This window comes from Bradyrhizobium sp. SRS-191 (assembly GCF_024586915.1).
Lineage (GTDB): Bacteria > Pseudomonadota > Alphaproteobacteria > Rhizobiales > Xanthobacteraceae > Bradyrhizobium.
The window spans coordinates 270,516-296,986 of the sequence record NZ_JANBVS010000007.1; the positions used below are offsets into that span (position 1 = coordinate 270,516).

The window sequence follows — 26,471 nt, forward strand, 5'->3', positions numbered from 1 at the left end:
TCGTCAGGCGCTTCGCTGGCGCCGTTCTTGGTTCAGCAGCTCAGCGCGCTGAGATCAGTGACGAGGGGAGTTTTGCCTCAACCGCGCAGAGGCGTCCATACGCGCACGCCGCAGAGTTTCGGATGGCAGTTCTGCGAAATGGCGCTTGTAGTCGAGAGAGAACTGACTGAAGTGCCAGAAGCCATGGCGCACGGCGATGTCGTAAATTCCGTCGCGCGGATCATGCGAAGATTTGAGATCGCGCCGCACGCGATTGAGGCGCACGGCACGCCAATAGGTCAGGGGGCTGGTACCCAGCACGTCCTGGAAACAGTAGCTCAGCTTGCGCCGGCTGGCACCGACCGCCTTGCAGACATCCAGTAACGAGATGGACTGGTCGGCTGATGCCAGCATCAGCTCGCAGGCCCGATCGACGATCCGTTTGCGTGCGGCGCTGCTGCGGGTGTCGTCGCAGGGGCGCGCGTCCGGCAGCAGGTCCGTGATCGCCAGCAGCAGGCTGTGCTGAAGGGCTCCGCGAGACGCCGCGCTCAGCGTCGGCTCCGCCTCGGCGCCGTGGAGTCCATCGATGATCGTCAGCGCGGCGCGGAAGCGAGCCAGCACATCCGCCGGCGCCGACAGCGCGCGCATGCGATGTCGCAGATCGCGCGGGAGCTCGATCGCCAGTTCGTCGGCGATCTCGTCGATGAGTTGGACGGACAGAGTCACGCCGCGCAATGCGAAGCCGGGCGGCGTGCAGATGTCGACCTCGGCATCGAAGGAGACGATCAGCGCGTTGTGGGTGACGCCGCTCCCGTTGACTTTCACCGTGCCGTCGCCGCCGCATGGCACCGCGAAGCCGCAGCAGTCGCGTCCGAGCTCGCCATGTTGCCGCACCCGCTGGCTCGTCACCTCGTGGAAGACGTCGAGCTGCGGCAGCGACAACCGGCTGAAGCTCCCTCGAAAGGCGCCGGCGCTGATCTGGTCGTAGGTCAGCCGCCAGCCGCCGAGCTTGGCGCAATGCTCGTCGACATCTGTGCTGGTCGTCTGCACGAGGCCGGTGCTGACGTCCGCGCTATGTGTCTGGCTCAAGCTCATGACATCACGGCGAAATCTGATGCGAAGGCCGTGCAAGATGCGCGCCAGCGCAGGCCGCCGGCAGAGCCGGCTCGCCCTGGATCTTGCCCGATTTCGATAACGCTGTCCCGCGTCTGATTGGCAGTCTCTCCCGGAGACCGTTCACCTCGATGGAGCCATCCGTGCAGGGCATCGCTGCAATCGCCATCAGCCATCCGCTCGATCCGCTGACGTCGGATGAGATCGCCGCCGCCTGCAATCTGGTGCGTGCGAGTGCAGCATCAGCGGAGAATTGCCGCTTCCCGATCGTGCGGCTCGAGGAGCCGGGCAAGGCCGAACTCGCGGCGCATGGCGGCGGACGGAAGCTGCCGCGGCAAGCCTTCGTGGTCTCGCTCGATATCGCCTCCGGCGAGTCCGTCGAGCATGTCGTTGATCTCAGCGCCCAGGCCGTCGTTGCGCGCAAGGTGGTGCCGAACCGCGAGGCGCCCTACGGCCAGCCGCCCGTCATGCTGGAGGAGTTCTTTCGCTGCGAGGCTGCAGTAAAGGCCGACGCCGGCTGGCGCAAGGCGATGCACCGCCGCGGGCTCACCGACAAGGACATCGAGCTGGTGCAGGTCGATCCGTTCTCGTCCGGCTTCTTCGACCTGCCGTTCGAGCGCGGCGCCCGCATCGTGCGCGCGGTCAGCTATTATCGCGAGCATCCGCAGGACAACGGCTATGCGCATCCGATCGAAGGCGTCGTCGCCGTCGTCGACCTGATCGCCGGGAAGGTCATCGATCTGACCGACGATGACCCGGTCATTCCGATCCCGCGCAAGAAGCGCAACTACGGCGCCCACGAGGTGACCGCGCCGCGCACCGGCATCAAGCCGCTGAACATCGAGCAGCCGCAGGGGCCGAGCTTCACGGTGGACGGCTGGAAGGTCGAGTGGCAGAAATGGAGCTTTCGCGTCGGCTTCACGCCGCGCGAAGGCCTCGTGCTGCATCGGCTGTCCTATCAGGATGGCGAGCGCACGCGGCCGATCGTCCACCGCGCCAGCGTGACCGAGATGGTCGTGCCTTACGCCGATCCGACCGCCAACCATTTCTGGAAGTCGGCGTTCGACGCCGGCGAATACGGGCTCGGCATGCTCGCCAATGCGCTGGAGCTCGGCTGCGACTGTCTCGGCAACATCCATTACTTCGACGTGCCCGCCGCGGACAGCAAGGGCGAGCCCTTCGTCATGAAGAACGCGATCTGCATGCATGAGGAGGATTACGGCATCCTCTGGAAGCACTACGAATTCCGCAACGGCTTGTTCGAGGTCAGGCGCTCGCGCCGCCTCGTCATCAGCTTCTTCGCCACGGTCGGCAACTATGACTATGGCTTCTATTGGTACCTGTACCAGGACGGCACCATCCAGCTCGAATGCAAGCTCACCGGCATCATCCAGACTGCGGCGATCGCGCCGGGCGCGACCTATCCCTTCGGCGGCATGGTCGACGACAATCTCGGCGGACCCACGCATCAGCACTTCTTCAACTCGCGCCTGCACATGGACATCGACGGCGGCGGGAATACGGTGACCGAGCACGAGTTCGTGCCGCGGCCGTGGGGGCGCGACAATCCGCATGGCAACGTATTCGACACGACCAGCCGCGTGCTGGCGCGCGAGCGTGACGCTGCGCGCCTCGCCAACGGCGAAACGGGACGCTACTGGAAGATCTCCAATCCCAACGAGACGAATTCGGTCGGTGCGGCGCCCGGCTACAAGCTGGTGGTCACTCCGAGCCCGGTGATGCTGGCGCAGGAGGGCAGCTTCGTGCGCAGCCGCGGCGGCTTCGCCACAAAGCATGTCTGGGTCACCGCATATGATCCGGCCGAGAAATACGCCAGCGGCGACTATCCGAACGTGCATGGCGGCGGCGATGGCCTGCCGCGCTACATCGCGCAGAACCGCTCGATCGAGAACACCGACATCGTGGTCTGGCACTCGTTCGGGCACACCCATGTGTGCAAGCCGGAGGACTTTCCGGTCATGCCGGTGGAGTATGCGGGCTTCACGCTGAAGCCGGTCGGCTTCTTCGCCGCCAATGCCGGCTTCGACATTCCGGCGGAACGCAATGCGAAGAGCGTGCTGAGCGCGGATGGGACGTCTGACACGACCGGCGGTAACTGCTGTCACTGAGCAAGCGCCAATACGTGGCGGAGCAGAGGTGCGTGCCGGTTGTCACCCGGCATGTGCGCACCGCTCTCTCCACTCCCCTCCCCCTGCGGGGAGGGTCCCCGCAGGTGGTCTTTCGATCATCTCCGATCACTTCTCGGCCGGCAACCTCAAACGAAGCTCATTGCCCGCGGACCCCCACCCCCAACCCCTCCCCGCAAGGGGGAGAGGAGCACACCGCCTTCGTTGCACGATGGTCGGTTTCAATGAAATCGCATCATGCTGTAGAACTTTTCCCAAGTGGTTTCATTGACGCGCACGGGGGCCAGCTCTCTTCCAGCTCTCTTGGAGTGACCCATGCACGCCCAACAGATGATCGAAACCCATCCGCACGTCCGCGGCCAAGTGAATGACGCGCTCGTCCGCTGCATTGAGGAGTGCTACTCCTGCGCCCAGACCTGCACATCCTGCGCGGACGCCTGCCTCGGCGAGGACAGCGTTGCCAAGCTCACGCAGTGCATCCGCCTCAATCTCGGTTGCGCCGACGTTTGCAACATCACCGGCCGGATCGCGACGCGGCGGACGGGCTCGGATCAGGAGATGATCCGCCGCATGCTCGATGCCTGCGCCGCGGCCTGCCGGCTGTGTGCGGAGGAATGCGAGAAACACGCCGGCATGCATGCGCATTGCCGGATCTGCGCCGAGTCCTGCCGGCGCTGCATGAGCGCCTGCGAGGAGGCGGGGCGCGGCATGGCGCATTGAGCCGCGGGCTCGGTCATCGACGCGCGGGTCAACGCGACAAGCAAAAGGCCGGGCTCGAGAGCCCGGCCCGTCCGACCATGGCGACCGGATTGCTCCAGCCCTGAGAACGCCATTCCAGACTATTTCGATGGATCAGCCACCATTCAGTTTTGTCGTCAGCGTCGTGAAGATGCCCTCGAGGGTGAGTCCGAGCTTGTTGAGGATGGTGATGATCGCGAGCGCGATGCCCGCGGCGATCAGTCCGTATTCGATGGCGGTCGCGCCAGATTCGTCTTCGTAAAATTTGAGCAGCAATGCCTTCACTTATCCCCTCCGCAATATGCCGTTTCTCGGCTCCCGGGTGACGTCCGCGAAACTACGGAGTGGAACCTAAGGTAGTGTGAACGACGCTCCTCCAAGTGTCTCGACTTCGCGGAAACTGGCAGAATTCATAGTTGTAGCGCGTTCCTCTGCACGCCATCGAACTCAGTCGGGGACACCCGCAGCGCGCAGCGCTTCCGCGTAGGTTGTAGCCATGGCGGGAACCGGAAAGGGAATCCGATTCAGGAACCCCGAGACGGTGAGGTGAGGCTCCACTGCGAACAACTGGCGCGCGATCTGGGCCGCCCGGACGACATCGCCGCGTCCGACCAAAGCGACGATCAGGACGCGCAACGCGACTGCGAATCGGCGGTTCTGCGTCAGTGCCGTCTCGGCCCAGCGGATGGCGTCAGCGAAATCCTCGTCGGCGACCGCGCAGATCGCCATCGCGCCCGCCGCGAACCAGCCGCGCGGATCGCGCGGGTTCAGGCGCAGCGCCCGTTCAATCAGCGCCCGTCCTTCGGCGGGATGGCCGGCCATGGCCGCGATCCAGCCGCTCATGGTGAGCGCCATCGCTGAATTCGGATTGATCGCGAGCGATCGCCTGAACAATTCGCGCGCGGGGGTGATGTCATCGGCCATGTTCCAGATCGCGAAGGCGGCCATCCACAGCACCTGCGCGTCACCCGGCGCCCGCTCCGTTGCCTGCCAGGCGAGCGCGACGGCCTCGCCGCGGTAGTCCTCGCCGGGGTCGTTCCAGCCCTGGAAATGCCGCAGCGCCTGGCCATAGGCGCGCGCGGCCATGGCCGGCGCATAAGCGGGATCGAGCACCAGCGCGTCGTCGAGGCAGGCGATCGCAGCTTTGAGGCTCTCCGGGGTGAATGCGTCGCGCAGGCTGGCGGCGCGCAGCAACAGGTCGTAGGCCGCGGGATGCGGCAATGCGCGGCGCCGCTGGCTTTCGGCGAATTCGAGCGTCGGCTCGATGATCGCCACGACACTCCCGGTGATGCGGTCCTGCAGCGCGAACATGTCGCCGACATCTCCATCGAAGCGATCGGCCCACAGATGCGCGCCGGAGGCGGCGTCGATCAGCTGGCCGCTGATGCGCAGCCGCCCGCCGGCGCGGCGGACGCTGCCTTCCAGCACGTAGCCGACGCCGAGCTCGCGCCCGACCTCGCGGATGTCGACGGCCTTGCCCTTGTAGGTGAAGGACGAATTGCGGGCGATCACCGCGAGCCCGCTGCAGCGGGACAGCGCCGTGATGATGTCCTCGACCATGCCGTCGGCGAAGTAGTCCTGGGCGGGATCACCGCTCATATTGGTGAAAGGCAGCACCGCGATCGCCGGACCGTCGAACCCCGGCGCGGCCAGAGTCGGCGCTTCGCGTGCATCGGGCTCCTCGCGGACGACGCCGACGAAGCGCAGTCCCTTGCGCGGGATGGTGCGGATCAGCCGCTGCGCCTCGCCGCTGTCGCCGATCGCGCTCCGCGCCGCGCTGATGCGGCTCGCCAGCGTCGCCTCGGAAACGATGCGGCCGCCCCACACCTCGGCGAGAACCTCGTCGCGGCTGACGACGCGCTCGCGCATCCTGATCAGGAACGCGAGCAGATCGAACACCTGCGGTTCCATCGCAACGAGGCGCTCGCCGCGGCGCAGCTCGCGGCGGCCGGGATCCAGCACGCAATCATCGAAGCAATACAACATGCGCCGCCATCAGCCGCCTCGGGAGCTCCGGCAACCTTCACGCGGTGTGGCTCGAAATCAAGCCGGCCTCAAGGAAAAATCAATGCCGTCTCCAAGCGCAGCCAGGCGGTATCGGGCACGGTTGGGCCATATCAACAAGGAGCCTGCCATGCGCGATCCCTTTGCCCTCGGCCGCCGCCGCTTCCTCACGCTGGCTGGAACCGCCGTTGCCGCCCTCCAACTCGGTTCCAGCGCCGCGAGGGCGCAGAGCGTCAGCACCGCAGCGAAGCTGCCGGCGATCAAGCCGGGCGCGACGACGACGCTCGGCCCGATCAAGCAGGTCACCGCGGGCGAGCTCAGCATCGGCTATGCCGAAGCGGGCCCGGGCGATGGACCCGTCGTGATCCTGCTGCACGGCTGGCCCTACGACATCCACAGCTTCGCCGACGTCGCGCCGGCGTTGGCGGCCGCCGGTCATCGCGTCATCATTCCGCATCTGCGCGGCTACGGCACGACGCGGCTGTTGTCGCCGACCGCCTTGCGCAGCGGCCAGCCCGTCGCGGTCGCCGCCGACATCGTCGCGCTGATGGATGTCCTGGGGATCAAGAGCGCGACGCTCGCCGGCTATGATTGGGGCGCACGCACCGCCAACATCATCGCCGCGCTGTGGCCGGAGCGCTGCAAGGCGATGGTCTCGGTCAGCGGCTATCTGATCGGCAGCCAGCAGGCCGGCCGCATGCCGCTGCCGCCCGCCGCCGAGCTGCAATGGTGGTACCAGTTCTATTTCGCCACCGAGCGCGGCCGCGACGGCTACGACAAGAACCGGCGCGACTTCGCGAAGCTGATCTGGCAGACGGCCTCGCCGAAATGGGCCTTCGACGATGCGACCTTCGCGCGCAGCGCCGCCGCCTTCGACAATCCGGATCACGTCGACATCGTCGTGCACAATTATCGCTGGCGCCTCGGGCTTGCGCAGGGCGAGGCCAAGTATGATCAGCTTGAGGCGAAGCTCGCGACCTTCCCCGCGATCACGGTGCCGACCATCACCATGGAAGGCGACGCCAACGGCGCGCCGCATCCGGCGCCGGAGGCCTATGCCAAGAAGTTCACCGGCCGCTACGAGCACCGGCTGATCACCAGCGGCATCGGCCACAACCTGCCGCAGGAAGCGCCTCAGGCCTTTGCGCAGGCGGTGATCGACGTGATGGCGGAGGCCTAGCGCGGCGGTTCAGGCGGGAGCGGCGCGATCGCGCTCGCCTTGCAGCCACGTCTCCCGCCGCACCACCCATTGCTCGGATCGCGTCTCGCCATTGTGGTGCGCGAGCGTGATGAAGCCCGCGAACTCCGCGCCGGTCTTCTGCTTGACCCGGCGCGAAGCGACGTTGCTCGCGACATTGCAGACGGTGAATTGATCGAGGCCGAGCGGGCCGAAGGCGAAGTCGTTCACCGCCGCGATGGCCTCGCTCATCAGCCCGCGATTCCAATACGGCTCGGCGAGCCAGAAGCCGCGATGGCCTTTCACGGACGCCATGCGCGGCCGGAAATGGATGTTGCCGATGGCTTCGCCGTCTCCGTCGCGCAGCACCAGCACCCATTGATAGATCTCCTCGCCGGCCGCGATCCTGTCGAGCTGCAGCCTGACGAAGGTCTCCGCGCCGTCGGGCGGATAGGGCCACGGCACGGTGGCGGCGAGATTGCGGACGACATTCCAATTGTCGAAATGGCGCTGGATCGCGGGGATGTCGCCGAGCGCCAGGGGACGCAGGATCAGGCGGGCTGTATGCAACGTGGGCGTGAGCATGCCGGATGTTGCCGTTAACCACGTCGCGGCGCAAGCGGAGTCTGCGCGCCGCCGCATCGGCTCCATGTCATTGATATTACGGACATCCGCCGCGCCGTTAAGGTTACGGAATTGTTTCGTTCCTGTAATGGAACCAAACGTCTTCACAACGCTGCATTGCAGTGCATTATCCGAACACACGCAGTTGCAGGGATGCAGCGTGTGTACAACCGCCGGAGGTATCAGGGGCGGGACGGGCTCAGGGTTGCGCCCGATGAGGTGATGGAAATGAATCGCGGGACGGCGGGACATCGGTCGCGTGGGTCGCAGGCGCAGCGTGCGTTCGATCCACACATGTGGCGCACACGGCAATTGAGCCGGCCCATACCGTTTTACGGCTCGGAGCTGTTCCAGCTCGGCTGTCCGCCGCTGGCCTCCTTCATCGCCGCCTTCCTCGGCTGCCTGATGACGCTGCATCTCAGCGCCTCCGGCCTGTCGCCGCTGGTCGCCTCGGCGGCGGCCGCGCTGCTCTTGTGTGCCTCGCTGATCCTGACGCGGACGGCGGACCTGGTGCCCGGCACGTTCTTCTCATCGGCCTATGGCGGCAGCTTCGTCGGCATGACCCCGGTGGCGCTGTTGAATGCCAGCGTCATCCGCGCCGGCCTGCCGCTCGATGCGGCCTTCGTTCTGCTCTCGCTGTTCTGCGGCATGATGTTCTGTCTCGCTTGTGCGCTCGACATGTGGCTGCGCGGCGGGCTGGCTCGCGGCTATGGCGGACGGCTCGGCGCGCTCGCGGCCGTCGCCTCCTTCCTGTTCGTCGGGCTGGCGCCGATGCTCGGCCCGGACGGCGAGCTGTTTCCGATCGCACGCCGGCCGGTGCCCGAGTTTGGAGTCGGCGCGGCTGCGATCACCTTCCTGCTGTGCACGGTGGGCATGCTGGCGACCATGGCGGCGCTGCGCTGGCCACCGATCGCGGGATCGCGACGCGCGGTGCGCATCTTCGTCGCGGCGACGGTGGCGTTCGCCGGCCTGGTGCTGCTGCTGCAATTCGTCTCCGGCAACGCTTCCGAGCTCGATGCCTATTATGCCGGCTGCTTCCTCGGCATGTCGTCGTCGCGCCGGTTGCGCAGCCTGCTGCAGGCCATGGCGGCGGCGATCCTGCTTGCGGCTCTGCTGATGCTCACCGGTCCGATCCTCCCCGCGGTCGGCGGCAGCCTTGGCTATGTCGCCTTCGTGTCGGTGTTGTTCGTCGACGCCGGCGTGCGGCTGTTCATCGAAGCCGGAGAATCGCCACAACAGACCATGATCGCGTGGACGCGAGGTCTTCTCGCCGCGCTGGCCATCGTCGCGGTGCTGCTGTCGAGCGAGCTGCTGTTCGAGCAGCCGCGCGTCGAGCCGGCAGTTGCGCCGCTGTCGGTTGCGCCGCCAGTGCGGCAGTCGCGACCGGACGAAGCAAGAGAGGAGGGCGATGTGCCTGACGCTCCGCTGGCCAAGGCGATCGTGCCGGGCCTTCCGATGCAGATCCTGCAGTCGGATGGCGGAGAGCCGCTCCCGGCGCGCCGATCCGGCGAACCCAGCGCAAGCACGCCTCTGCCGGTGTCCTCGGAGCCGCAGCGGCGGGTCGTCCGCTATGGCCAGACGGGTGCGGTGCCGGCGATGTTGCCCAAGCGCAGCCAGGCGCGCGTGGTCCCGCGCTCGCCCCCGCGGCCGCGCATCGTGGCTCGCCAGGACGTGCCTGCGCCGGAGTGGACGCCCGACCCGTCCACATTCGCGGGGCCGTGACGGCGGACCGCAAGCCTTTTTGCGGCGATAACGCGCCGGGGCCACAGGTCCGCTCGTGTTTCGCCATGTTTCCACTTCATCGTGCATAAAGCGGTGCTCAAGGGGGGTCTCGTCCGGCGGTGACGGCGAGATGAGGAGCCCGGTCGATCCACACGGGGGTGGTTCGTTGATGCAGCAGGCTTCTGATTCCGCGCCATGTGATTCCGCGATATGGCGAACAGGCCTGCCGGTCCTGTTCGAGCCGCGTCCGCAAGCGCGGCGTTACGATCTCTCCGTCGCCCTCCTGGTGTCCTTCGCGGGCGCCTGCCTCGGCTGTTTCGCGACGCTGCATCTGAGCGCGCTGGGCTTGCCGCCCGCGCTCGCCTCGGCGGCGGTGACGGTCGTGCTGTGCGCGGGCCTGGTCATTGCGTCTTCCGGCAATCTCGCAGCGACCACATTCACGTCATCGGTTTACGGCGGCAGCTTCAGCGGCATGACGCCGATCGCACAGCTCAGCGACAGCGTCGCTCGCACCGGACTGCCGCAGGAGTCCTCGCTCTATCTGCTGTCGATCTTCTGCGGCCTGCTGTTCTGCATCTTCACCGCGATCGAGGTCCAGCGGCGGGTCGTGCTGCTGGAGGGCTATGGCGGACGATTGGGCGTGCTGGCGGCGTTCGGATCGCTGCTGTTCGTCACGCTCGGGCCGTCGCTCGCGGGGCAAGGCGATACGCTGCATCTGGCGCATCTCACTCAGTTCGACCAGGAGCTTGACGGCTCGCTCGAGATTCTGGCGGCCTGTCTCGCCGGCACCTTCCTGACCCTCTTCGTCCAGCGGCTTCCGCATGTCGCCGACGCGGGACGGGCCGCCCGCACCTTCGTCTCGGCCACTCTGGCGTTTGCCGGAATGGCGATCATGCAGGCGCTTTGGCCCGACCAGCGCTGTCTGGTCGACGCCTATTACGCAGGATGTTTCCTCGGCATGTCCTCGCCACAGCGGCTGTCCGGACCGCTGCAGCCGATCGTGGCCGCGCTGACCCTCGCCGTGGTTCTGGTGCAGGCGTCGACGGTTCTGCCGATGGTCGGCGGCAGCCTCGGTCTTGCGGCGTTCATTGCGGTGGCCGCTGTCGACATGGCCAAGCGAGCCGGTTGCGCGCTGCCGGCCCCGGACCTGTCCATGAAGGTCTGGCTTGGCCCGAGCGTGGCCGTCACCTTGGCGGTGGCGGGGTGTCTGCTGCCGAGCCATCTGTTTTTCGGGCTGGCCGACGATACCACCGACGTCCCACACGAAGCTGCTGCGGTCCTCGCTCCGGCGCTGGTGACCTTGCCCGACGAGCCGATCGTGAACGCAGCTGCCGCCGAAGCCGCATCGCCCGCGCCGGTCGCTCCGGTCGCCGAACCCGCTCTGGCGCTCGCCGTCAGTGCGGTGGCCGAGCCCGTCGCACCCGACGTGACGTCCCGAGTGGAAGCGCCTCCTGAGGCTGCCCGCGCACCGGCCCCGCGTACGGAGCTGCCGCGAACCCAGCGCGCAAGGCGTACCTCGCCGCCGCCTCCGGCCAATGCGGGGCCCTGGGGCATCATCCGGGCGGCAGAGCTGGGACGGACCGGCGCGGTTGGTGCCCGGCCTCGCGCAAAGCCGGTCCCCGTCCGTAGCGTTGACGCGGCGTCCGCCGCGCCGCAGCCGGCGACACGGTCCCAGCTTCAGAGCACGCCGAAGCGACCGGCGCGGTCGGTGGCGACAGCCGCCCCTGAATGAGCCGGCAGCTCAGCTGAATTTGCGCCGGGCATCGAGCGAAAGCCCGATGCCGACACTGCCGAGCAGATCGGTCTCGGCGACGCGCGCCGCCGGAAACAGCTTCAGGATCCCCTCGCGCAGCGCCGGCACCATGCTCGAGCCGCCGGTGAGGAAGATCGTGTTGATGGCGGCGGCCTCGACCGCGGCGTCATCCAACAGCGTCGTGACGGTGCGGACGACGCGCTCGACGGAATCGGCGATGGCGCGGTCGAAATCTTTGCGCGTGAACTTGATGCGCGCCCACTCGTCCTTCTCCGACAGCACCGAGGTCAGCGACTTCGCCGCCGTCAGCGCGATCTTGGCCTGCTCGACACCGATCGCCAGCGTATGTCCGCGATGCTCCTCCACCACCTTGATGAAGCGGTCGACCAGGTCGCGCCGCTCGGCCTCGTAGCGGATCTGGCGCAGCTCGTGGATCACGCCCTTCTTGTAGAGCTGGTTGATGCGATGCCAGGTGGCGAGCTCGTGATAGTAGGCCGTCGGCAGCTCGCGCTTGCCGTCGGCGGTCAGGCTGCCGTAGCCGAGATGCGGCATCACGCTCTTCAGGCTCAGCAGCCGGTCGAAATCGGTGCCGCCGATATGGATGCCGCCATTGGCGAGGATGTCGTCCTCGCGGTCCGCCTTGCCGCGCCGCTCCGGCGAGACGCGCACGATCGAGAAGTCCGAGGTGCCGCCGCCGATGTCGACGATCAGCACCAGCTCCTCGCGGCTCACCTGCTGCTCATAATCGAGCGCTGCCGCGATCGGCTCGTATTGGAAGGCGATGTGCTTGAAACCCTGCTCGCGCGCGATGCCCTCCAGCGCGCTCTGCGCGTCGGCGTCGGCCGCATCGTCCTTGTCGACGAAGCGCACGGGGCGGCCGAGCACGACCTGGCTCACCTCGTGGCCGAGCCTGGTTTCGATCTGCGTCTTCAGATGCGCGAAGAAGAAGCCGAGAATGCCGGAGAACGGCACCGCCTTCTGCCGGATATAGGTCTTCTCATGGATCAGCGCGGTGCCGAGAATGCTCTTCAGCGCGCGCATGAAGCGGCCGTCATGCCCGGTCAGATAGCGCTCGATCGCGCCGCGCCCGAACTGCACGCCGTGATCCTCGAAATCGAAGAACATCGCGCTCGGCAACGTCCGCTGCTCGCCCTCCAGCGGGATGAGCTGCGCCGAGGTCGAATCGCTGAGGCCGACCGTGGTGTTCGAAGTGCCGAAGTCGATGCCGCAATGGGCCGCTGCCGCCATGCTCGTCTCGTTTCCGTCCGGGGGGCGGTCCGCTTAGCCGTTTCGCAGTGCAATGTCATGTGCGAATGTGAGGCATGACGGGCATGAGGATTGCCCGGACGGCGCATGGCTCCTTCGCCGCGCGGCGCCCGCGGGCCGCTTTCATGACCATGGCATAGGGGAATAGGGCATCGCCACGAAGGATGCTGCCAGTTAGTTTCTCCGTCATGCCCGGGCTCGACCCGGGCATCCACGTCCTTCCCAGTGCGCCGAACGACGTGGATGGCCGGGACAGGCCCGGCCATGACGACGTGGAAACAGACGAGCGCAAAAATCCTGTCGTCGATGAAGATGGCCAGCGCAGTTGAGAGATGGTGCCCGCGGCGACACCGGCACCACTCTCGACGGTCACTAGGCCCCGACGCGGACGGCTCTCGTCAGCGCTGAAACACGATCTTGCCTCCGACGAGCGTGATATCGGCCTTGATGTCCTTGATCTGCTCGTCCGGCACGGTCATGTAGTCCGCCGAAAGGACAGTGAGATCGGCGAGCCTGCCCGGCTGGATCGTCCCCTTTCGCGCTTCGTCGAACGTGGAGCGCGAAGCCGCCGACGTGTAGAGGCGAAGCGCCTGCTCGCGACTGATGGCTTCCGCCGCGCCGTAAACGTTGCCGCTCGGATCCTTCCGCGTCACCATGATGTACATGTTGAGGAACGGGTTGATCGGGTTGACGGGAAAGTCGGTTCCGGCACCGAGATTGTCCAGCCCCATCTTTTCGACCAGCGTCTTTGTCGGCACGGCGCGATCGGCTGTCGGCCGCCCCAGGAAGCGCTCGACGGTCGCAGCCTTGTCCCACATGAAGACGTTCTGGAAATCGACCCTCACTCCCAACGCGCGAGCGCGCTCCATCTGCTCGGGCCTGATCAGGCTCGCATGGATCAGAACGAAACGACGATCCCGGATCGACTTTTCCTTGTCGGCCGCCTCGAAGGCATCGAGCACCTGGTCGATGCCGAGATCGCCGACGACGTGCACGCCGACGCGCCAGCCGTGGCGATTGCAGATCGAGACCAGTTGCGCCAGCCGCTCCGGCGTCTGCTGCGCGATGCCATGGTAATTGTCGTGGGAGTCCGGGTAGACGTCGCGCATCAATGCCGTCTTCAGCGTCATGCCGCCGTCGTAGAAAATCTTGATGCCGGCAAACCTGACCCAGTCGTCGCCGAATCCGGACGATGCGCCATTGCCCGAGATGATCGCTTCCCAGGCGTTGAGATCGGCGGGCGGCTCCGGTCTGTACATCAATCCCGTCCGCAGCGTCGCTCGTCCGGACGCGGCGAGCTTCTGCAGCGTGCGGATGTCGCGCGCTTCCGTGGCGCCTTCGACGACGCTCGTGATCCCGAAGCTGTTCAGCGCGCCCTCGGCAAGCGTGAACTGTCTGATTTCATCCTCTTCGGTCCACGGCGGAACGGCCTTCTCGACCCGGTCGATCGCGGTCTCCACGAGGAGGCCGGTCAGCTCGCCGGCCGCGTCGCGCTCGAACGAGCCGCCATCGGGATTCGCAGTGGTCTTGTCGACGCCGACCTTCTGCAAGGCCATCGAATTCGCCATCGAGAAATGCCCGACGGTCCGCATGTAGACCGGATTGTCCGGCGCGACGCTGTCGATCTCCTGCCGCGTCAAATAGCGCTTCTCGGCGAGTTGGGACGGCGGGTGCCAGGCTCCGCCAATGATCCACTCGCCCGGCTTTCTCTTGGCGACGAAGGCCTTGATGGCTTCGAGCGCGTCCGCGACCGTCTTCGCCCGGCCCATGACGACGACATAGTCGCCAAGTCCAGCCGCCTTGAAGTGCGCATGGGTATCGATCAATCCGGGAATGACGGTCTTGCCCGAGACATCGAGCACCTGCGTGCGCGCTCCGGCCAGCGCCCGCATGGACGCGCTGCTTCCGACCGCGAGAATCTTGCCGTCCAGGACGGCGATCGCCTCGGTCACGCTGGATTGCTCGTCGAGGGTCAGAACCTTTGCATTGACGAGGACGAGATCGGGCGCATTGACCTCCGCCTGAGCCATGGCAGGCGCCGGGCCTGCGAACAGAAGTCCCGCACCGAGCATCGCGAGCGCCGTCGATCTGCAGAGCATTCCAACCTCCAGATTATTGCGTTCATTCAGCGAACGTTTGGCCGTTGTTAGATGATAGCCGCGCGCATCGATGCGGTCCAATGATCCGGCACTTCGTTTTGCTGTTGGTGGCTGCCGCTCGTAGGCGCGCTCCGGGCAATCGCATGAGCTGATAAGGGGCGTGCTACGCAGGAAGCTGGGAATTAGTTTCTCCGTCATGGCCGGGACAAGCCCGGCCATGACGACGTGGAGACAGTCTCCTGGCCGCTCGCCGGTCACCCAACAGGCCTGAATGCCGGCCCCTCGAAGCGCAGACCGGCTGCGCCGCGTTCGACGCGGTCGTGCGCGGCTTGCATCAGGCGCGCCTCGCCGGCCTCGGCCAGGCGGGCTTGCCCGTCCAGCAATGCCGCAAGGCGCGCGAGCGCCACGGCCTTGTTGCGATGCTGGGAGCGGCCGTCGCGGGCGATCGCGGTGAGGCCGCTCGGCAGATGCACCGCGCGGACCGCGCTCTCGGTCTTGTTCTGGTGCTGGCCGCCCGGACCGCCGGCACGGAAGCTCTCGAACCGGACGTCGGCAGCCGCCAAAGCCGGCACCAATTGCGGCAACGGCAGATCGACGACGCCGACGAACCAGTTCTTGCGCCCGTGATGCGGCCGCAGCGGGCTGCGGCAGACCCAGAGCAGCGAGCCCTGCGCCCAGCGCCGCGCGAGATCATCCGCTGCCGGTCCGTCCAGCACGACGAGAGCGCTGGCCGGTCCATGACGGTCTGTGTCGCCGGGCGCGATCGCGTAGCCGCACTCCGCCGCATCGGCTTCGCGCGACAGCCGCGTGAGCGAATGCGCGACTGCGATCCGGCACTCGGCCGGACCGCGTCCCGAGGTGAGGAGAAGCCGTCTCATCGGCGGTCCTCCTTGTACCGCCGCTCGGCGGCGATCTTCTTCACCGTCACCAGCGGACGGAAGCTGGCGACGACGCGCGCGAGCCCGAAGGCTTCGAGATTGGCGATCACGCCTGATATCGGCTTGTAGGCCTCCGGCGCCTCCTCGGCGAGCAGCGCGCGATCCTCGCAGATCACGCGGCCGCCGAACGGATTGCGCGCGAGCCGCTCGCGATCCGACTTGGTGGCGCCGACCCGGCCGATCATCGACGAGCGGTCGAACTTGCGTCCGGCGCCATGCGCGATCGACCACAGCGCCTCCTGCGGCGCGGTGGCGAGCGGCGCGACCAGATAGGACAGCGCGCCGCGCGAGCCCGGCACGACGACGAGCCCCTGGTCGGACGGCGCCGCGCCCTTCCGGTGCAGCACGCCTTCGCTGCGATGGACCACGCAATTGTGCGAGCATTCGCAGACGGAGGCAGCCTCGCAACGCAACGCCGCCGCGGCACGCCGCGCGATGACGTCGCGGTTGAGCCGGGCCCAGCGCAGCGCATGGTCATGCGCCGCCAGATAGGCCTGGCCATCCGCGCTGTCAGGCGCGAGCGGCTTCAGGCCATCCGTGACATGGCGTTCGAGCAACGCATGGCCGAGGCCGCGCGAGCCCGAATGCACCAGCAGAAAGGCGCTGTCGCGATCGATGCCGAGTGTCTCATCGAACACCTCCTCGACCGCCTGCAGCTCACAGAAATGATTGCCGCCGCCGATCGTGCCGAGCGACGCGTCGAAGTCCGACGGCGCGAGCTCATGCGCCGCGAGCTCGCCCGTGATGTCGCCGTCATAGGGCTTGGCGATGTCGCGCAGGCGGTCGGCCGCCTTGTCGACGCGGATGCGGCGCGAGGCGAGATCGAGCTGATACAGCGCCATGCCGCAGCCGGCGTCGGAGCCGACGAAAGCCGGATGGATGTGGTCGGCGAGGATGGCGCAGCCGACCGGACCGTACTTGCCGGGATGCAGATCCGGCAGGCCCGCGACCGCGCGCACGCCAGGAATGTCCGCTACTGTTTCGAGCTGGCGCACGGCGGCGCCCTCGATCCAGGAGCTGGACGAGTAGAAGCCGTGGACCGGCGCACGGCCGTCCACGCGATGGGAATTGCCCATGTGGGTACCTTGGAGAAAGACAGGGAGATCTGGTCTGGGACTAACAGCGCGCACAGCCGCGCGCGTGCCTTGCCACACCCCGCCTCACGCGAGGATCAGGCCCGGCGGCTCCTGGCGGAGCAACGGATGATCGCAGTCATCGTCTTTCTCCTCATGCGGCGGAGCGGAATGCTCGACGCCTGCGGGCGTACTAATCATATCGCCCGGCGATTGACAACATGCCGCAATGTAGGAATTGCCGGCTGTGGCGGAGGCGACACGGCGGATCGTGACCTGGTGATCAGAACAAGGCGAGGAAGTCCCCGAGGAAATAGAGCAACGCCATCACGACCAGAACGCCCATCAGCACGAAAGAGAGCTGCACGGCGATCGCACAGCCGCCCAAGGTCGTGGCCATCGCCGCGACGTGCCGCTCTTCGCGGCGCAGTTGGCCGATGACGCCGAGAATAATCGCGAGCAGGCCGAGCGAGACCGCGGCCATGGGCAATTGCTGGTGCAGCCGGTCGGTCCATGACGGCTCGCGCACCGGCGCCTGGTAGTCGACGCCCTTGAGCCGCGCGACCAGCCGGTCCTTGACGCGGTGTCCGACGTCGACGATGACCTTGTCGATCGGCGGCGGCGGATCGATCACCGGCAAGACCCAGTGCGGCAGGACCGCTGCGACCAGCGCGAGAAGCCCAATCACGCAGCCGATCGCGCCGAGCCGGCGGGACCGAGTTAATGCGTCTGTCACTGCCAAAATCTCCGAAGTCGCCGCCCGTTCGGTTTTATCTATCACTGCCGTACAATCAAATGACGGTCACGCTGATTGGATCAGCAGGTGCAGATGGATGCGCCCTCTCCCCTTGCGGGAGAGGGCATGTAGGACCGAGCTACAGCCCCGGTTGGGTGAGGGGTATCTGTCCGCGAGCGTCGCTTGCCGAGAGATACCCCTCACCCAACCGCGCAAGGGGATGGGCCATCGATGCCCTCTCCCGCAAGGGGAGAGGGCGCTGCATCGCGCAGCACGCTCGATTGCTCGCTCGTTGCGTTGAGTGCCGGATCATGCGTCGACCGTCGGAGCCATATGGTTCAATCCATCCGCGCCTTCGCGCTCATAACAGCCGGCCGGTCAGCTGCTGCGCCTCCCAGCCTTCGAGAAACTCGCGCTGCTGGGTGATCCAGCGGACCGGCTCGCTGCCCCACTCGCGTGAGCGGCTGGCCTGTTCGCCCATCAGCCAGATGTGCCTGACGATGACGAAGGCATGCGCCGCCTCGAAGTCCTGCGACGCGATCGGGCGGACCGAGCGGTAGCCGTCGACGAAGGCGTGCCACGCCGCATGGAAGCGGCGCCCGAACGACAGCTTCGCCCACAGGAAGACTGAGAGATCGTAGGCCAGATAGCCGGGGCCGCCATCGTCGAAGTCGAAGAACACTGCGGTGCCGTCGGTGCTGATGCGCGCATTGAAGCCATGGCAGTCGCCGTGACACTGCGTCCAGGTCAGATCGCTCATCGCCTCGATCCGGGCCGCCGTGCGCGCGCCGATCTCCTGGAGGAAGCCGCCGTCATCGGCGTCGATCAGACGGCAGAGCTCTTGAACGCGCGCCAGCGGCCGGTGCAGCAGATGGTCGAGGTCGAGCCGGTAGAGCGGCGCATCAGCCGCATAGGACATTGCCGCGTCGTGGAGCCTGGCCAGCGTGACGCCGTTGGCGCGCGCGTCGGACTGCGAGGCGACCTCCGGCGTCCGTCCGTCGATCGCGGGAAACAGCACGCCTTCCCGCAGGCCTTCCGCCGCCTCGCCGCGCACGAACAATGCGCCGTCGCGTGCCGGAATCGCCGCGGCCACCGGCACGCCGCAGCGCGCCAGATGCGCGAGGAAGTCGGTCTCCGTGCGGACATCGGCAGGGCCGCGGGCGCGGTGATGCGACAGGCGAAGGACGTAGCGGTCGCCGTTTGCCGCGGTGATCAGATAGACGTCGTTGAAGCCGCGGTTCAGCATGCGGCATGCGAGCGGCTCGGGCAGCGCGTAGTGTGTCGCCACGAAGCGTCCGATGCTCTCGGCGCTGGTCGTCGTGTAGAGCGGCTCGAAGTCGGGCACGATGCCTGTTTCCGGATCTTTGGATGCGGCGGCATCCTAGGCCGCCGCGGAGAGCAGTGGAAGGTGTCGACCGCGCGTGCCTTCGTCTCGTGCTCGCGGATGCCGGCTGTGCCGGACTGCCCGTCGGCCAAATCAGTCGACCTTGCGCGCGCGACCGGCCCGCGTTGTCCAGACCGCCCGCGAAAAATATTCTTGTTTCGAAATTTCGGAAATCATGCTTATCTCCCGGCCATCCCGCCTCATGCAGAGGGACGTGCGCGTCGTCACGCTACGTGGAGGTGGGGAGTGGTGGCCGCAGGCCTGTCAGGCGCTGATGCGCGAGACGACTGGCAGCGCGCGGACGGTCAAGCCGTGTGGTCCTGGCGCCCCGAAGCTGGCGTCAAGTTTGCGATGACGTTCGTGCGGTGACAATCGTGCGTCGTTGCCGATGACGGGGGCAAACAAGCCGGTCCCCGGGGAGAGCGCGGAGCAGCCGTTCCAACCATCGCGCAGGGAGGGCCGGGTCGTATCCGGCTGGTCCTGTGGTTCCTGCCCCGTGCATTTTCTCCGCACGGGGGCCACGGGCCTCAGCCGAGGCCCGGTCTTCCCTGCACCCTCTCGTTTGGAGAGGGATTGATCATCACAGCTCGGGCTCATTGAGCGGCGAGAGCGCGCAGGCGTGCCGCAATCAGCCCGCCGCGATGACGCGCCGGGCGGCCGAATGCCGCAGCCGCTTGCGTCGGGCGCATGGTCCGGATTGACCGGGATCAAGAGCGCTCGCGCTTGGTCATCTAAGCGCCTACAACATCTGTCGCTCGTCGTGATGAAGAATGGACCTCGTGGTGCCGCCGACTGAAATCGTGCCTCCTTCCGGATTGCGGCGGCGGCTCGGGCTTCCCTTGCTCGTCCTCTACGGGACGGGTGTCACCGTCGGCGCCGGGATCTACGTCCTGATCGGCGCTGTGGCGGGTCATGCCGGCAGCTATTCGTCCTGGGCGTTCGCGCTGGCGGCGTTCGTGATGGCGTTCACCGCCGCCTCCTACGCCGAGCTCGCGACGCGCTATCCCGTCAGTGCCGGAGAGGCAGCCTATGTGAGGGCCGCGTTCAAGTCGCGGCTGCTGTCAACGGCGGTCGGTGCGCTGCGGCTCGCCACGGGGATCATCGCCGCTGCCGCCGTGACGCTCGGCGGGGCCGGCTACATCCGGCAACTCATCGATCTGCCCACGCCGTTGATCGCGATGGCGATCGTGGTCGCGCTCGGCGTCGTCGCATCCTGGGGCATTCTCGAATCGGTGATGCTGGCGGGCGTTCTGACCTTGATCGAGACCGGCGGTCTGCTTTGGATCGTCGTCTCGGCCATCTCCTCCGGTGTCTCGTTCGCTCCGGCGTTGTTGACGCCGCCGCCGCTCGAACTTGGAGCCCTCTCCGGCATCACCTTTGCCGGGCTGCTCGCGTTCTTCGCCTTCGTCGGCTTCGAGGACCTCGCCAATGTCGTCGAAGAGGCGAAGAATCCGCAGCGAAACATTCCGCGCGCGATGGCGCTGACGCTGCTCATCACATCGGTGCTGTATGTGCTCATCGCCGCGATCGCCGTCAGCGCCGTACCGCCGGCCGTGCTGTCGGCCTCGCCGGCACCGCTCAGCCTGGTGTTCAACGCCGTGGCCGGCATCAGTCCGGCGACGTTCAGCACGATTGCGGTCGTGTCCACGCTCAACACGGTTCTCGCCCAGATGACGATGACGGCCCGCGTCGTCTATGGCATGGCGGAGCAGGGCGATCTGCCGCGCATCGCGGGCCGCATCCACCCGCGCACCGGCACGCCGTTGATTGCGACCGGGCTGGTCATGCTGGCCGTGGCCGTGCTCGCGCTGGCTTTCCCACTGGAGCGGCTGGCGGAGGGAACCTCGCTCGTGACGCTCACGATCTTCGCCATCGTCAATCTGTGTCTGCTGCGCATTCGTATCAGGCACATCGGGGCGGAGGCCGCCCATGTGCGCGTGCCGCTCTGGATCCCTGCGCTCGGTCTCATCACCTGTGTGCTGATGATCATCAGCGCCTTCTTCGCACCGTGAGTAGCAGGGCTCCTTCAGGATCATGTCGATGCCGGATATCTTCAGCCGCAGCCCCGAGATCGTCGCGATCGCCGTCGCGCTCGGCATCGGATTGCTGATCGGGCTCGAGCGCGAGCGCCGCAAGGGCGAGGGGCCGGGGCGCTCGGCGGCGGGCCTACGGACCTTCGCCGCGGCCTCGCTTGCGGGCGCGATCGGCATGCTGGCCGGCGGCAAGCTGCTGCTGGCGGTCGTCGCGGCCGGCATCATGGCGCTGACGGCGATCGCCTATCTGCGATCGCGCAGCGACGATCCCGGACTGACATCGGAGACGGCGCTGATCCTCACCGTGCTGCTCGGCGGCCTCGCCACCGAGCGGCCGGCCCTGGCCGCGGGTGTCGCCGTGGTGCTGGCCGTATTGCTGGCGGCGCGGCCGGTGCTGCACGGCTTCGTCCGCTCGGTGCTCAGCGAGAGCGAGCTCAAGGACGGGCTGATCTTCGCGGCGGCCACCCTCGTCGTGCTGCCGCTGCTGCCCGATCAGCCGATCGGTCCGTTCGGAGCGCTCAATCCGCGCAGCATCTGGATGCTCGTCGTGCTGATGATGGCGATCGGCGCCGCCGGGCACGTCTCGATGCGGCTGCTCGGCGCGCGCGGCGGGCTTGCGGTCTCCGGCTTCGCCTCGGGCTTCGTCTCCAGCACGGCCACGATCGGTGCGATGGGCGCGCGGGCGCGCAAGGCGCCGGAGCTGGGCGGTGCCGCGGCCGCGGGCGCGACGCTGTCCACCGTCGCGACCATCGTCCAGCTCGCGGCGGTGCTGGCGGCCACGAGCCTGCCGGCGCTGCATTCGCTGCTGGTCCCGTTGCTGTGCGCCGGTGGCGCCGCCGTGATCTACGGCGCGATCTTCACGATCGTCGGGCTGCGGCAGAGCGGCGCGGCGGACATGCCGCTCGGGCACGCCTTCAGCCTGCCGGGCGCCTTGCTGCTGGCGCTGACGATCTCGGCGGTGCTGGTGCTGTCGGCGGGCCTGCGCGAGGCGTTCGGCGAAGCCGGCCTGGTGGTGAGCGCGGCGGTCGCCGGTCTCGTCGATACGCACGCGCCCGCGGTCGCCGCGGCCACGCTGGTGGCGTCCGGCAAGATCGGCGCGGCTGACGCGGTGGTTCCGATCCTGGCGGCGCTGTCGGCGAACACGATCAGCAAGATCGTGGTGGCCTGGACCAGCGGCGGGGCGTCCTTCGCGCTGCGGCTGATCCCCGGCCTCGTCCTCGTCATCGCGGCGGCTTGGGCCGGCGCGTTTGCTCCGAGTCTTGTCCATGCGCTGCAGTCAAATGTGCTGCAGCCATGACGGCGGGCGCTCACGCGCTGCGCGGCAGCGGCTCGACGGCGGCGGTCGCGTTGCGGTGCTGGACCAGCCAGGCGATCGCGTCGTCCTCCTTCATCGGCTTGCCGTACAGCCAGCCCTGGCCGTAGGAGCAGCCGAGCATGCGCAGGCACTGCGCGTCCTCCTCGCGCTCAACGCCCTCGGCGATGATGCGATGGCCGAGCGGCAGCGCCACGGCGGTGATGGCGGCGACGAGCTGCTGGTCCCGGCGATTGCCGGCGATGCCGTCGATGAAGGAGCGGTCGATCTTGATGGTGTCGATCTCGACCGCCATCAGGTTGGCGATCGAGGAATGGCCGACGCCGAAATCGTCGATGGCGAGCGCGAAGCCGTGCTCGTCGATCAGCTTCAATTCGTCGGCGCAGCGCTTGGGATCGAACATCGCCTCCTCGGTGACCTCGATCTCGATCCGCCTGGGATCGACGCCATAGCGTTCGGTCACCAGCTTGAGCGTCTGCGCCGGCGAGTGGATCGGAAATTCGCGCGGCGAGACGTTGATCGACACGCGGATGCCGTGCGCCTTCTTGCGGTCGAGCGCGCGCAGGAAGGCGCAGACGCGCTCGCCGACGAACTCGGTGAGTTGGCCCGACAGGCGCAACCGGATCGCGGCGGAGACGATGTCCGGCGGCGGGATCATCCCGGCGCAGGGGTGCTTCCAGCGCAGCAGCGCCTCGAAGCCGATCACCTCCTGGGTCGCCATCGCGACCTGCGGCTGGAATTCGACGTGCAGCTCGCGCCGTGCCAGCGCCGCCGCCAGCTCGACGTCGAGCCGGCGCTGCATCGTGAGCGCCGACTGCATCTGGTCGTCGAACACCCGCATGCAGGCGCGGCCGTCGTCCTTGGCGCGATACAGCGCGGCGTCGGCGCGCGCCGAGAGCTCCTCCAGGTCGATGGCGCCTTGCGGATGGGTCGCGATGCCGATCGAGCAGCTGACGCTCATCGGCTGGCCCGCGATCAGCACCGGCCGCAGCAGCGCCGCCATCAGCCGCTCGCCGAGCGCCACGGCCCGGCCGGCGACGTCAGCGCCCTGCAGCACCACGATGAACTCGTCGCCGCCGAGCCGCACCGGCAGATCGTCGTCGCCACAGGCCGACCGCAGCAGCGCCGCGACCGTCTGCAGCACGCGGTCGCCGGCATCGTGGCCGCGCGTGTCGTTGATGGTCTTGAAGTTGTCGACGTCGAACAGCAGGAACGCCACGCCATGACCGGCGGCGCAGGCCGCGCCCGCGGCCGTGCGGAAATGGCTGCGGTTGGCGAGCCCGGTCAGCGAGTCCATCCGCACCAGGCGCTCGAGCGTGTGATTGGCCGAGGCCAGCGATTCCGCCAGCTCCGTCGCCGCGATGGTCGTGCTGTGGCTGGCGATGAAATTGCGCTCGCCGAGCCGGGCTGCGCGGAACAGCATGACGGTGAGGAACGCGATGTCGGCGGCGACGATGTAGCCGACGTCGCCGCCGGACAGCAGCATCCGCAGCACCGTCGCGCCCATCAGCGGCGCGCCGAAGGCGATGGCCATCGGCGAATAAGCGAGGCTCTGGATGATCGCGCCGGTCGTCGTGCCGGCCATGATGAAGACGACGTCGTTGACGTTGTGGGCCTGCGTGAAGACCGGCAGGCCGAGCGGGACCACCGACCACAACGCGCCGCTGGCGAACGCCATGATCGTCAGGCCGCGCAGCACGCGGTGTGGATTGCGCTCGATCTTTCCCGAGGATTTCAGGTGCGAGACCCATCCGGCCCGCAGCAAGGCAAAGGCCACCGCCGCACCCAGCCACCACAGGATCGGCGTGCTGCCCTCCCGCAGATAGATCAGCAGCGCGAGCGAGATCGCGATGGCGACGTTGGCGAACAGCGTCAGGGCGATGTTCTGCAGCGAGCTCGCTGCCTGGGCCTTCGCGAGCGCCGCCGCCTGGGTGTCGGTGGGAGCGGTCTGCATGCGAAGCGGATGGCCCTGTGGATCGATGATGGGAGCGAGCCTGCCCTGTCGACGGCCCTTGCGCGAGAGCATGCTGAACAGGGGCCTAAGGCCGGGTTAATCCGCCGGATAATACCGCTTAGGGTTGCTGGCCCCGATGGCGCAGCGGAGAAGGCGGGCTCCTCACGGGCGGCCCGCGTCGGACGGCATGCAGGCCGGCGGGGGCGGGGCTTCGCTGACGAGGCCGTCGCGACCGCGCGCGCCAGGGATGACCGGGATCACGCCAGTCATCGCGCAGCCGATGAGTGGCGACACGCTCGCGGCGCCATCCGGCGGTCAAAACGAGGACGATCCGATCCGCTATGGATCCAGCTCGGTGTCCCAATAGAGATAGTCCAGCCAGCTGTCGTGCAGGTAGTTCGGCGGGAACAGCCGACCGTTGCGGTGGAGCTGGTGGACGGTGGGCGCGTAGGGCGCCTGCTTGGGGAACATCTTGGCCTGCTGCGGTGTCAGATTGCCCTTCTTCAGATTGCAGGGCGAGCAGGCGGCGACGACGTTTTCCCAGGTGGTCTGGCCACCCTTGCTGCGGGGGATGACGTGGTCGAAGGTCAGGTCGTCGCCGGAATGGCAGTACTGGCAGGCGAAGCGGTCGCGGAGAAAGACATTGAAGCGGGTGAAGGCCGGATGCGTCGACGGCTTCACGAAGGATTTCAGCGAGACCACGCTGGGCAGCTGGATCTCGAAGGATGGGCTTCGGATCGCCCTGTCGTAGTACTCGACAATGTTGACGCGATCGAGGAACACTGCCTTGATCGCGTCTTGCCACGACCAGAGAGACAGCGGGTAATAACTCAGCGGCCGGAAGTCCGCGTTCAGCACCAACACCGGCCAACCGCCTTGCGAGACATGTGCGTTCAAGTAACGCTCCTGGCCTCCATAACGGCTGCGAAGCAGCATGCCCTCACATACTACATGCAGCGTGACGGGATTGTGAAGCCCCAAGAATGGCTTGACACATGGCTGGAGATGACTTCTCCCGCCTTTCCAGCAGCCGTCCAAAGCGCGTCAGAAGCGTGGCGGTGCCACGTTCCGCCGCAGTGCAAATCAGTTGCAGAACGACGCCTGACTGATCGGCGGATGACCTCAGGCCGGCACCCGTTCCAGCTTCTGCAGGCAGCGATGGATGTTGACCTCGGCGGGCATCGGCTGGCCGGGAAAGCTCGTGCTCCAATTGGTGACGCCGACCTCGCCGACATAGATGTCGCCGCGGCTGTCGATGGCGAGGCCATGCGGCGCCAGAAAACGCCCGGTTTCCAGGCCCGGACCGTGTTCGCCGCCGAGCCGCGCCAGCCGCTGGCCGCTGGAATCCGTGATCGTCAGCCGCGGTCCGAGATTGGGAACGTTGAGGTTGACCGGCATGCCCGGGCCGAGTTCGCCGATGATGAAGGTCTTGCGCTTGGCGCCGCAGGCGCACAGCGCGCAGGGCCGGTGCAGATTGTTCCACTGCGTCTCGTAGCGGCCGTTGCCATCGAAGATCTGAATGCGGTGGTTCTCACGGTCGGCGACATAGACGAACCCGTCCTCATCAGTCGCGATGTTGTGAACGATGTTGAACTGGCCGGGATCCGAGCCCGGCTCGCCCCAGCTCCTGATCAGCTTGCCGTCGGGCGTGTATTTATGCACCCGCGCATTGCCGTAGCCGTCGGAGACATAGATCTCGCCGGAGGGCGACAGCGCGGTGTGGGTGCAACGGTTGAACGGCTCGCCGCTCATGAATGGCGTGGGCCGCTCGGGCAGGCCGATGGTCAGCAGCACCTTGCCGTCCGTCGTACACTTGCGCACGGTGTGGTCGCCGTCATCGGTGCAATAGAGATTGTCGTCGCCATCGATCGACAGGCCATGGGCGCGGCTGAACAGGCCTTCGCCCCAGCTCCGCAGAAAATTGCCATCGCGATCGAACACGATCATCGGATGGGCGCCGCGGTTGAATGCGTAGACGCGATCCTTGCTGTCGACTGCGACCGAGGCGACGTCGGTCAGCGCCCAGCCGTCAGGGACCTTGGCCCAGTCCTTGACGACGCGATAGGTGAAGTCGCCGGTCCCGAGTATAGCCATCGCCTTTGTTCCCCATGCAAGCTGCGTTTGCGCAACGCTACACGGGATCGGCCGCCGGCGGAAACCCGCTCAGCTCGCCATCGACAGCATGTGAGCTTCATGCGGTGGAATGCGTCCCTGCAAGGTGTCGAGATGGACGCGCTGCACGGCCTCCGGCCCGCGTCCCTCCGTCACCGTCAACCAGCCGTCGAGGCGTGGGGCGAAGTCTCGCCACGCTGCACCGAGCCGCGGCTCACCCTTAGACGTTGGTGGATGTCTCACCTGCGATCCTGGCCGACATCGATGACCGTTTTGCAATCCCAGCTTTGTTTCAAACGGCGTTCAC

General features: G+C 67.1%; 21 protein-coding genes. 7 read left to right on the top strand and 14 right to left on the bottom strand.

The window, feature by feature from the left end; translation table 11 throughout:
- Nucleotides 1-54: 54 nt before the first annotated feature.
- Nucleotides 55-1,074: a helix-turn-helix domain-containing protein gene (locus NLR35_RS15555; protein WP_257167398.1), complete on the bottom strand. Its 1,020-nt coding sequence runs from the start codon at nt 1,072-1,074 to the stop codon at nt 55-57.
- A gap of 149 nt (nt 1,075-1,223) precedes the next feature.
- Here NLR35_RS15555 and NLR35_RS15560 point away from each other — a divergent pair, with 149 nt between their 5' ends.
- Both NLR35_RS15560 and NLR35_RS15565 read left to right on the top strand, forming a co-directional pair.
- Nucleotides 1,224-3,221 carry a primary-amine oxidase gene (locus tag NLR35_RS15560; RefSeq protein WP_257167399.1) on the top strand — a complete coding sequence of 666 codons (1,998 nt, stop codon included), beginning with the start codon at nt 1,224-1,226 and terminating at the stop codon, nt 3,219-3,221.
- A gap of 333 nt (nt 3,222-3,554) precedes the next feature.
- Nucleotides 3,555-3,959, top strand: a complete 405-nt coding sequence (locus NLR35_RS15565; RefSeq protein ID WP_257167400.1) for a four-helix bundle copper-binding protein — start codon at nt 3,555-3,557, stop codon at nt 3,957-3,959.
- A 132-nt stretch (nt 3,960-4,091) separates the two neighbouring features.
- Here NLR35_RS15565 and NLR35_RS15570 read toward each other — a convergent pair whose 3' ends face one another.
- Both NLR35_RS15570 and NLR35_RS15575 read right to left on the bottom strand, forming a co-directional pair.
- Nucleotides 4,092-4,262, bottom strand: coding sequence for a Flp family type IVb pilin (locus NLR35_RS15570; protein WP_006611732.1), 171 nt, complete (start codon nt 4,260-4,262; stop codon nt 4,092-4,094).
- A gap of 162 nt (nt 4,263-4,424) precedes the next feature.
- Nucleotides 4,425-5,963 (bottom strand): winged helix-turn-helix domain-containing protein, encoded by a 1,539-nt coding sequence (locus tag NLR35_RS15575; protein ID WP_257167401.1) that lies wholly within the window; start codon nt 5,961-5,963, stop codon nt 4,425-4,427.
- A 148-nt stretch (nt 5,964-6,111) separates the two neighbouring features.
- Here NLR35_RS15575 and NLR35_RS15580 point away from each other — a divergent pair, with 148 nt between their 5' ends.
- Nucleotides 6,112-7,161, top strand: coding sequence for an alpha/beta fold hydrolase (locus NLR35_RS15580; protein WP_257167402.1), 1,050 nt, complete (start codon nt 6,112-6,114; stop codon nt 7,159-7,161).
- A gap of 9 nt (nt 7,162-7,170) precedes the next feature.
- Here NLR35_RS15580 and NLR35_RS15585 read toward each other — a convergent pair whose 3' ends face one another.
- Nucleotides 7,171-7,743: a GNAT family N-acetyltransferase gene (locus NLR35_RS15585; RefSeq protein ID WP_257167403.1), complete on the bottom strand. Its 573-nt coding sequence runs from the start codon at nt 7,741-7,743 to the stop codon at nt 7,171-7,173.
- A gap of 333 nt (nt 7,744-8,076) precedes the next feature.
- Between NLR35_RS15585 and NLR35_RS15590 the strand changes: the two genes are divergently transcribed.
- Together NLR35_RS15590 and NLR35_RS15595 are read left to right on the top strand one after the other, a co-directional pair.
- The gene (locus NLR35_RS15590; RefSeq protein ID WP_257167404.1) at nt 8,077-9,504 is read left to right on the top strand and encodes a hypothetical protein; all 1,428 of its coding nucleotides are present in this window, start codon (nt 8,077-8,079) and stop codon (nt 9,502-9,504) included.
- 169 nt (nt 9,505-9,673) lie between these two features.
- Complete coding sequence (locus NLR35_RS15595; protein ID WP_257167405.1) at nt 9,674-11,236, top strand: hypothetical protein; 1,563 nt, start codon at nt 9,674-9,676, stop codon at nt 11,234-11,236.
- Nucleotides 11,237-11,245: 9 nt separating this feature from the next.
- Here NLR35_RS15595 and NLR35_RS15600 read toward each other — a convergent pair whose 3' ends face one another.
- From NLR35_RS15600 to NLR35_RS15625, 6 genes are all read right to left on the bottom strand, one after another.
- Nucleotides 11,246-12,505: an Hsp70 family protein gene (locus NLR35_RS15600; protein WP_257167406.1), complete on the bottom strand. Its 1,260-nt coding sequence runs from the start codon at nt 12,503-12,505 to the stop codon at nt 11,246-11,248.
- A 416-nt stretch (nt 12,506-12,921) separates the two neighbouring features.
- A complete protein-coding gene (locus NLR35_RS15605) occupies nt 12,922-14,622 on the bottom strand; it encodes an amidohydrolase (protein ID WP_257167407.1) in 1,701 nt (566 codons plus the stop codon).
- A 254-nt stretch (nt 14,623-14,876) separates the two neighbouring features.
- Nucleotides 14,877-15,500, bottom strand: coding sequence for a peptide chain release factor H (gene prfH / locus NLR35_RS15610; RefSeq protein WP_257167408.1), 624 nt, complete (start codon nt 15,498-15,500; stop codon nt 14,877-14,879).
- Nucleotides 15,497-16,636: an RNA ligase RtcB family protein gene (locus tag NLR35_RS15615; protein WP_257167409.1), complete on the bottom strand. Its 1,140-nt coding sequence runs from the start codon at nt 16,634-16,636 to the stop codon at nt 15,497-15,499. Before NLR35_RS15615 ends, prfH begins: the two co-directional genes overlap by 4 nt.
- 280 nt (nt 16,637-16,916) lie before the next feature.
- Nucleotides 16,917-17,369: a hypothetical protein gene (locus NLR35_RS15620; RefSeq protein ID WP_257167477.1), complete on the bottom strand. Its 453-nt coding sequence runs from the start codon at nt 17,367-17,369 to the stop codon at nt 16,917-16,919.
- A 361-nt stretch (nt 17,370-17,730) separates the two neighbouring features.
- Nucleotides 17,731-18,714: a phosphotransferase gene (locus tag NLR35_RS15625; RefSeq protein WP_257167410.1), complete on the bottom strand. Its 984-nt coding sequence runs from the start codon at nt 18,712-18,714 to the stop codon at nt 17,731-17,733.
- 809 nt (nt 18,715-19,523) lie between these two features.
- Here NLR35_RS15625 and NLR35_RS15630 point away from each other — a divergent pair.
- Together NLR35_RS15630 and NLR35_RS15635 are read left to right on the top strand one after the other, a co-directional pair.
- A complete protein-coding gene (locus NLR35_RS15630; protein ID WP_257167411.1) occupies nt 19,524-20,765 on the top strand; it encodes an APC family permease in 1,242 nt (413 codons plus the stop codon).
- Between the two features lie 22 nt (nt 20,766-20,787).
- Complete coding sequence (locus tag NLR35_RS15635; RefSeq protein ID WP_257167412.1) at nt 20,788-22,083, top strand: DUF4010 domain-containing protein; 1,296 nt, start codon at nt 20,788-20,790, stop codon at nt 22,081-22,083.
- 10 nt (nt 22,084-22,093) lie between these two features.
- Here the strand turns inward: NLR35_RS15635 and NLR35_RS15640 are convergent, their stop codons facing one another.
- The 4 genes from NLR35_RS15640 to NLR35_RS15655 all read right to left on the bottom strand — a co-directional run bounded on the left by NLR35_RS15640 (nt 22,094) and on the right by NLR35_RS15655 (nt 26,407).
- On the bottom strand, nt 22,094-24,052 hold the full coding sequence (locus NLR35_RS15640; RefSeq protein WP_257167413.1) for a bifunctional diguanylate cyclase/phosphodiesterase: 1,959 nt from the start codon (nt 24,050-24,052) through the stop codon (nt 22,094-22,096).
- A gap of 339 nt (nt 24,053-24,391) precedes the next feature.
- On the bottom strand, nt 24,392-24,949 hold the full coding sequence (locus NLR35_RS15645; RefSeq protein WP_006610584.1) for an HNH endonuclease: 558 nt from the start codon (nt 24,947-24,949) through the stop codon (nt 24,392-24,394).
- A 225-nt stretch (nt 24,950-25,174) separates the two neighbouring features.
- Nucleotides 25,175-26,146 (bottom strand): peptidyl-alpha-hydroxyglycine alpha-amidating lyase family protein, encoded by a 972-nt coding sequence (locus tag NLR35_RS15650; RefSeq protein ID WP_257167414.1) that lies wholly within the window; start codon nt 26,144-26,146, stop codon nt 25,175-25,177.
- Between the two features lie 69 nt (nt 26,147-26,215).
- Nucleotides 26,216-26,407 (bottom strand): hypothetical protein, encoded by a 192-nt coding sequence (locus NLR35_RS15655; RefSeq protein ID WP_374940818.1) that lies wholly within the window; start codon nt 26,405-26,407, stop codon nt 26,216-26,218.
- Nucleotides 26,408-26,471 lie beyond the last annotated feature (64 nt).

Coding starts and splice junctions, on each gene's coding strand:
- NLR35_RS15590 (WP_257167404.1), top strand. CDS start 8,077: ATGTGGCGCACACGGCAATTGAGCCGGCCCATACCGTTTTACGGCTCG.
- NLR35_RS15580 (WP_257167402.1), top strand. CDS start 6,112: ATGCGCGATCCCTTTGCCCTCGGCCGCCGCCGCTTCCTCACGCTGGCT.
- NLR35_RS15635 (WP_257167412.1), top strand. CDS start 20,788: ATGTCGATGCCGGATATCTTCAGCCGCAGCCCCGAGATCGTCGCGATC.
- NLR35_RS15555 (WP_257167398.1), bottom strand. CDS start 1,074: ATGAGCTTGAGCCAGACACATAGCGCGGACGTCAGCACCGGCCTCGTG.
- NLR35_RS15600 (WP_257167406.1), bottom strand. CDS start 12,505: ATGGCGGCAGCGGCCCATTGCGGCATCGACTTCGGCACTTCGAACACC.
- prfH (WP_257167408.1), bottom strand. CDS start 15,500: ATGAGACGGCTTCTCCTCACCTCGGGACGCGGTCCGGCCGAGTGCCGG.
- NLR35_RS15615 (WP_257167409.1), bottom strand. CDS start 16,636: ATGGGCAATTCCCATCGCGTGGACGGCCGTGCGCCGGTCCACGGCTTC.
- NLR35_RS15565 (WP_257167400.1), top strand. CDS start 3,555: ATGCACGCCCAACAGATGATCGAAACCCATCCGCACGTCCGCGGCCAA.
- NLR35_RS15640 (WP_257167413.1), bottom strand. CDS start 24,052: ATGCAGACCGCTCCCACCGACACCCAGGCGGCGGCGCTCGCGAAGGCC.
- NLR35_RS15575 (WP_257167401.1), bottom strand. CDS start 5,963: ATGTTGTATTGCTTCGATGATTGCGTGCTGGATCCCGGCCGCCGCGAG.
- NLR35_RS15585 (WP_257167403.1), bottom strand. CDS start 7,743: ATGCTCACGCCCACGTTGCATACAGCCCGCCTGATCCTGCGTCCCCTG.
- NLR35_RS15630 (WP_257167411.1), top strand. CDS start 19,524: ATGGACCTCGTGGTGCCGCCGACTGAAATCGTGCCTCCTTCCGGATTG.
- NLR35_RS15560 (WP_257167399.1), top strand. CDS start 1,224: ATGGAGCCATCCGTGCAGGGCATCGCTGCAATCGCCATCAGCCATCCG.
- NLR35_RS15605 (WP_257167407.1), bottom strand. CDS start 14,622: ATGCTCTGCAGATCGACGGCGCTCGCGATGCTCGGTGCGGGACTTCTG.
- NLR35_RS15650 (WP_257167414.1), bottom strand. CDS start 26,146: ATGGCTATACTCGGGACCGGCGACTTCACCTATCGCGTCGTCAAGGAC.
- NLR35_RS15595 (WP_257167405.1), top strand. CDS start 9,674: ATGCAGCAGGCTTCTGATTCCGCGCCATGTGATTCCGCGATATGGCGA.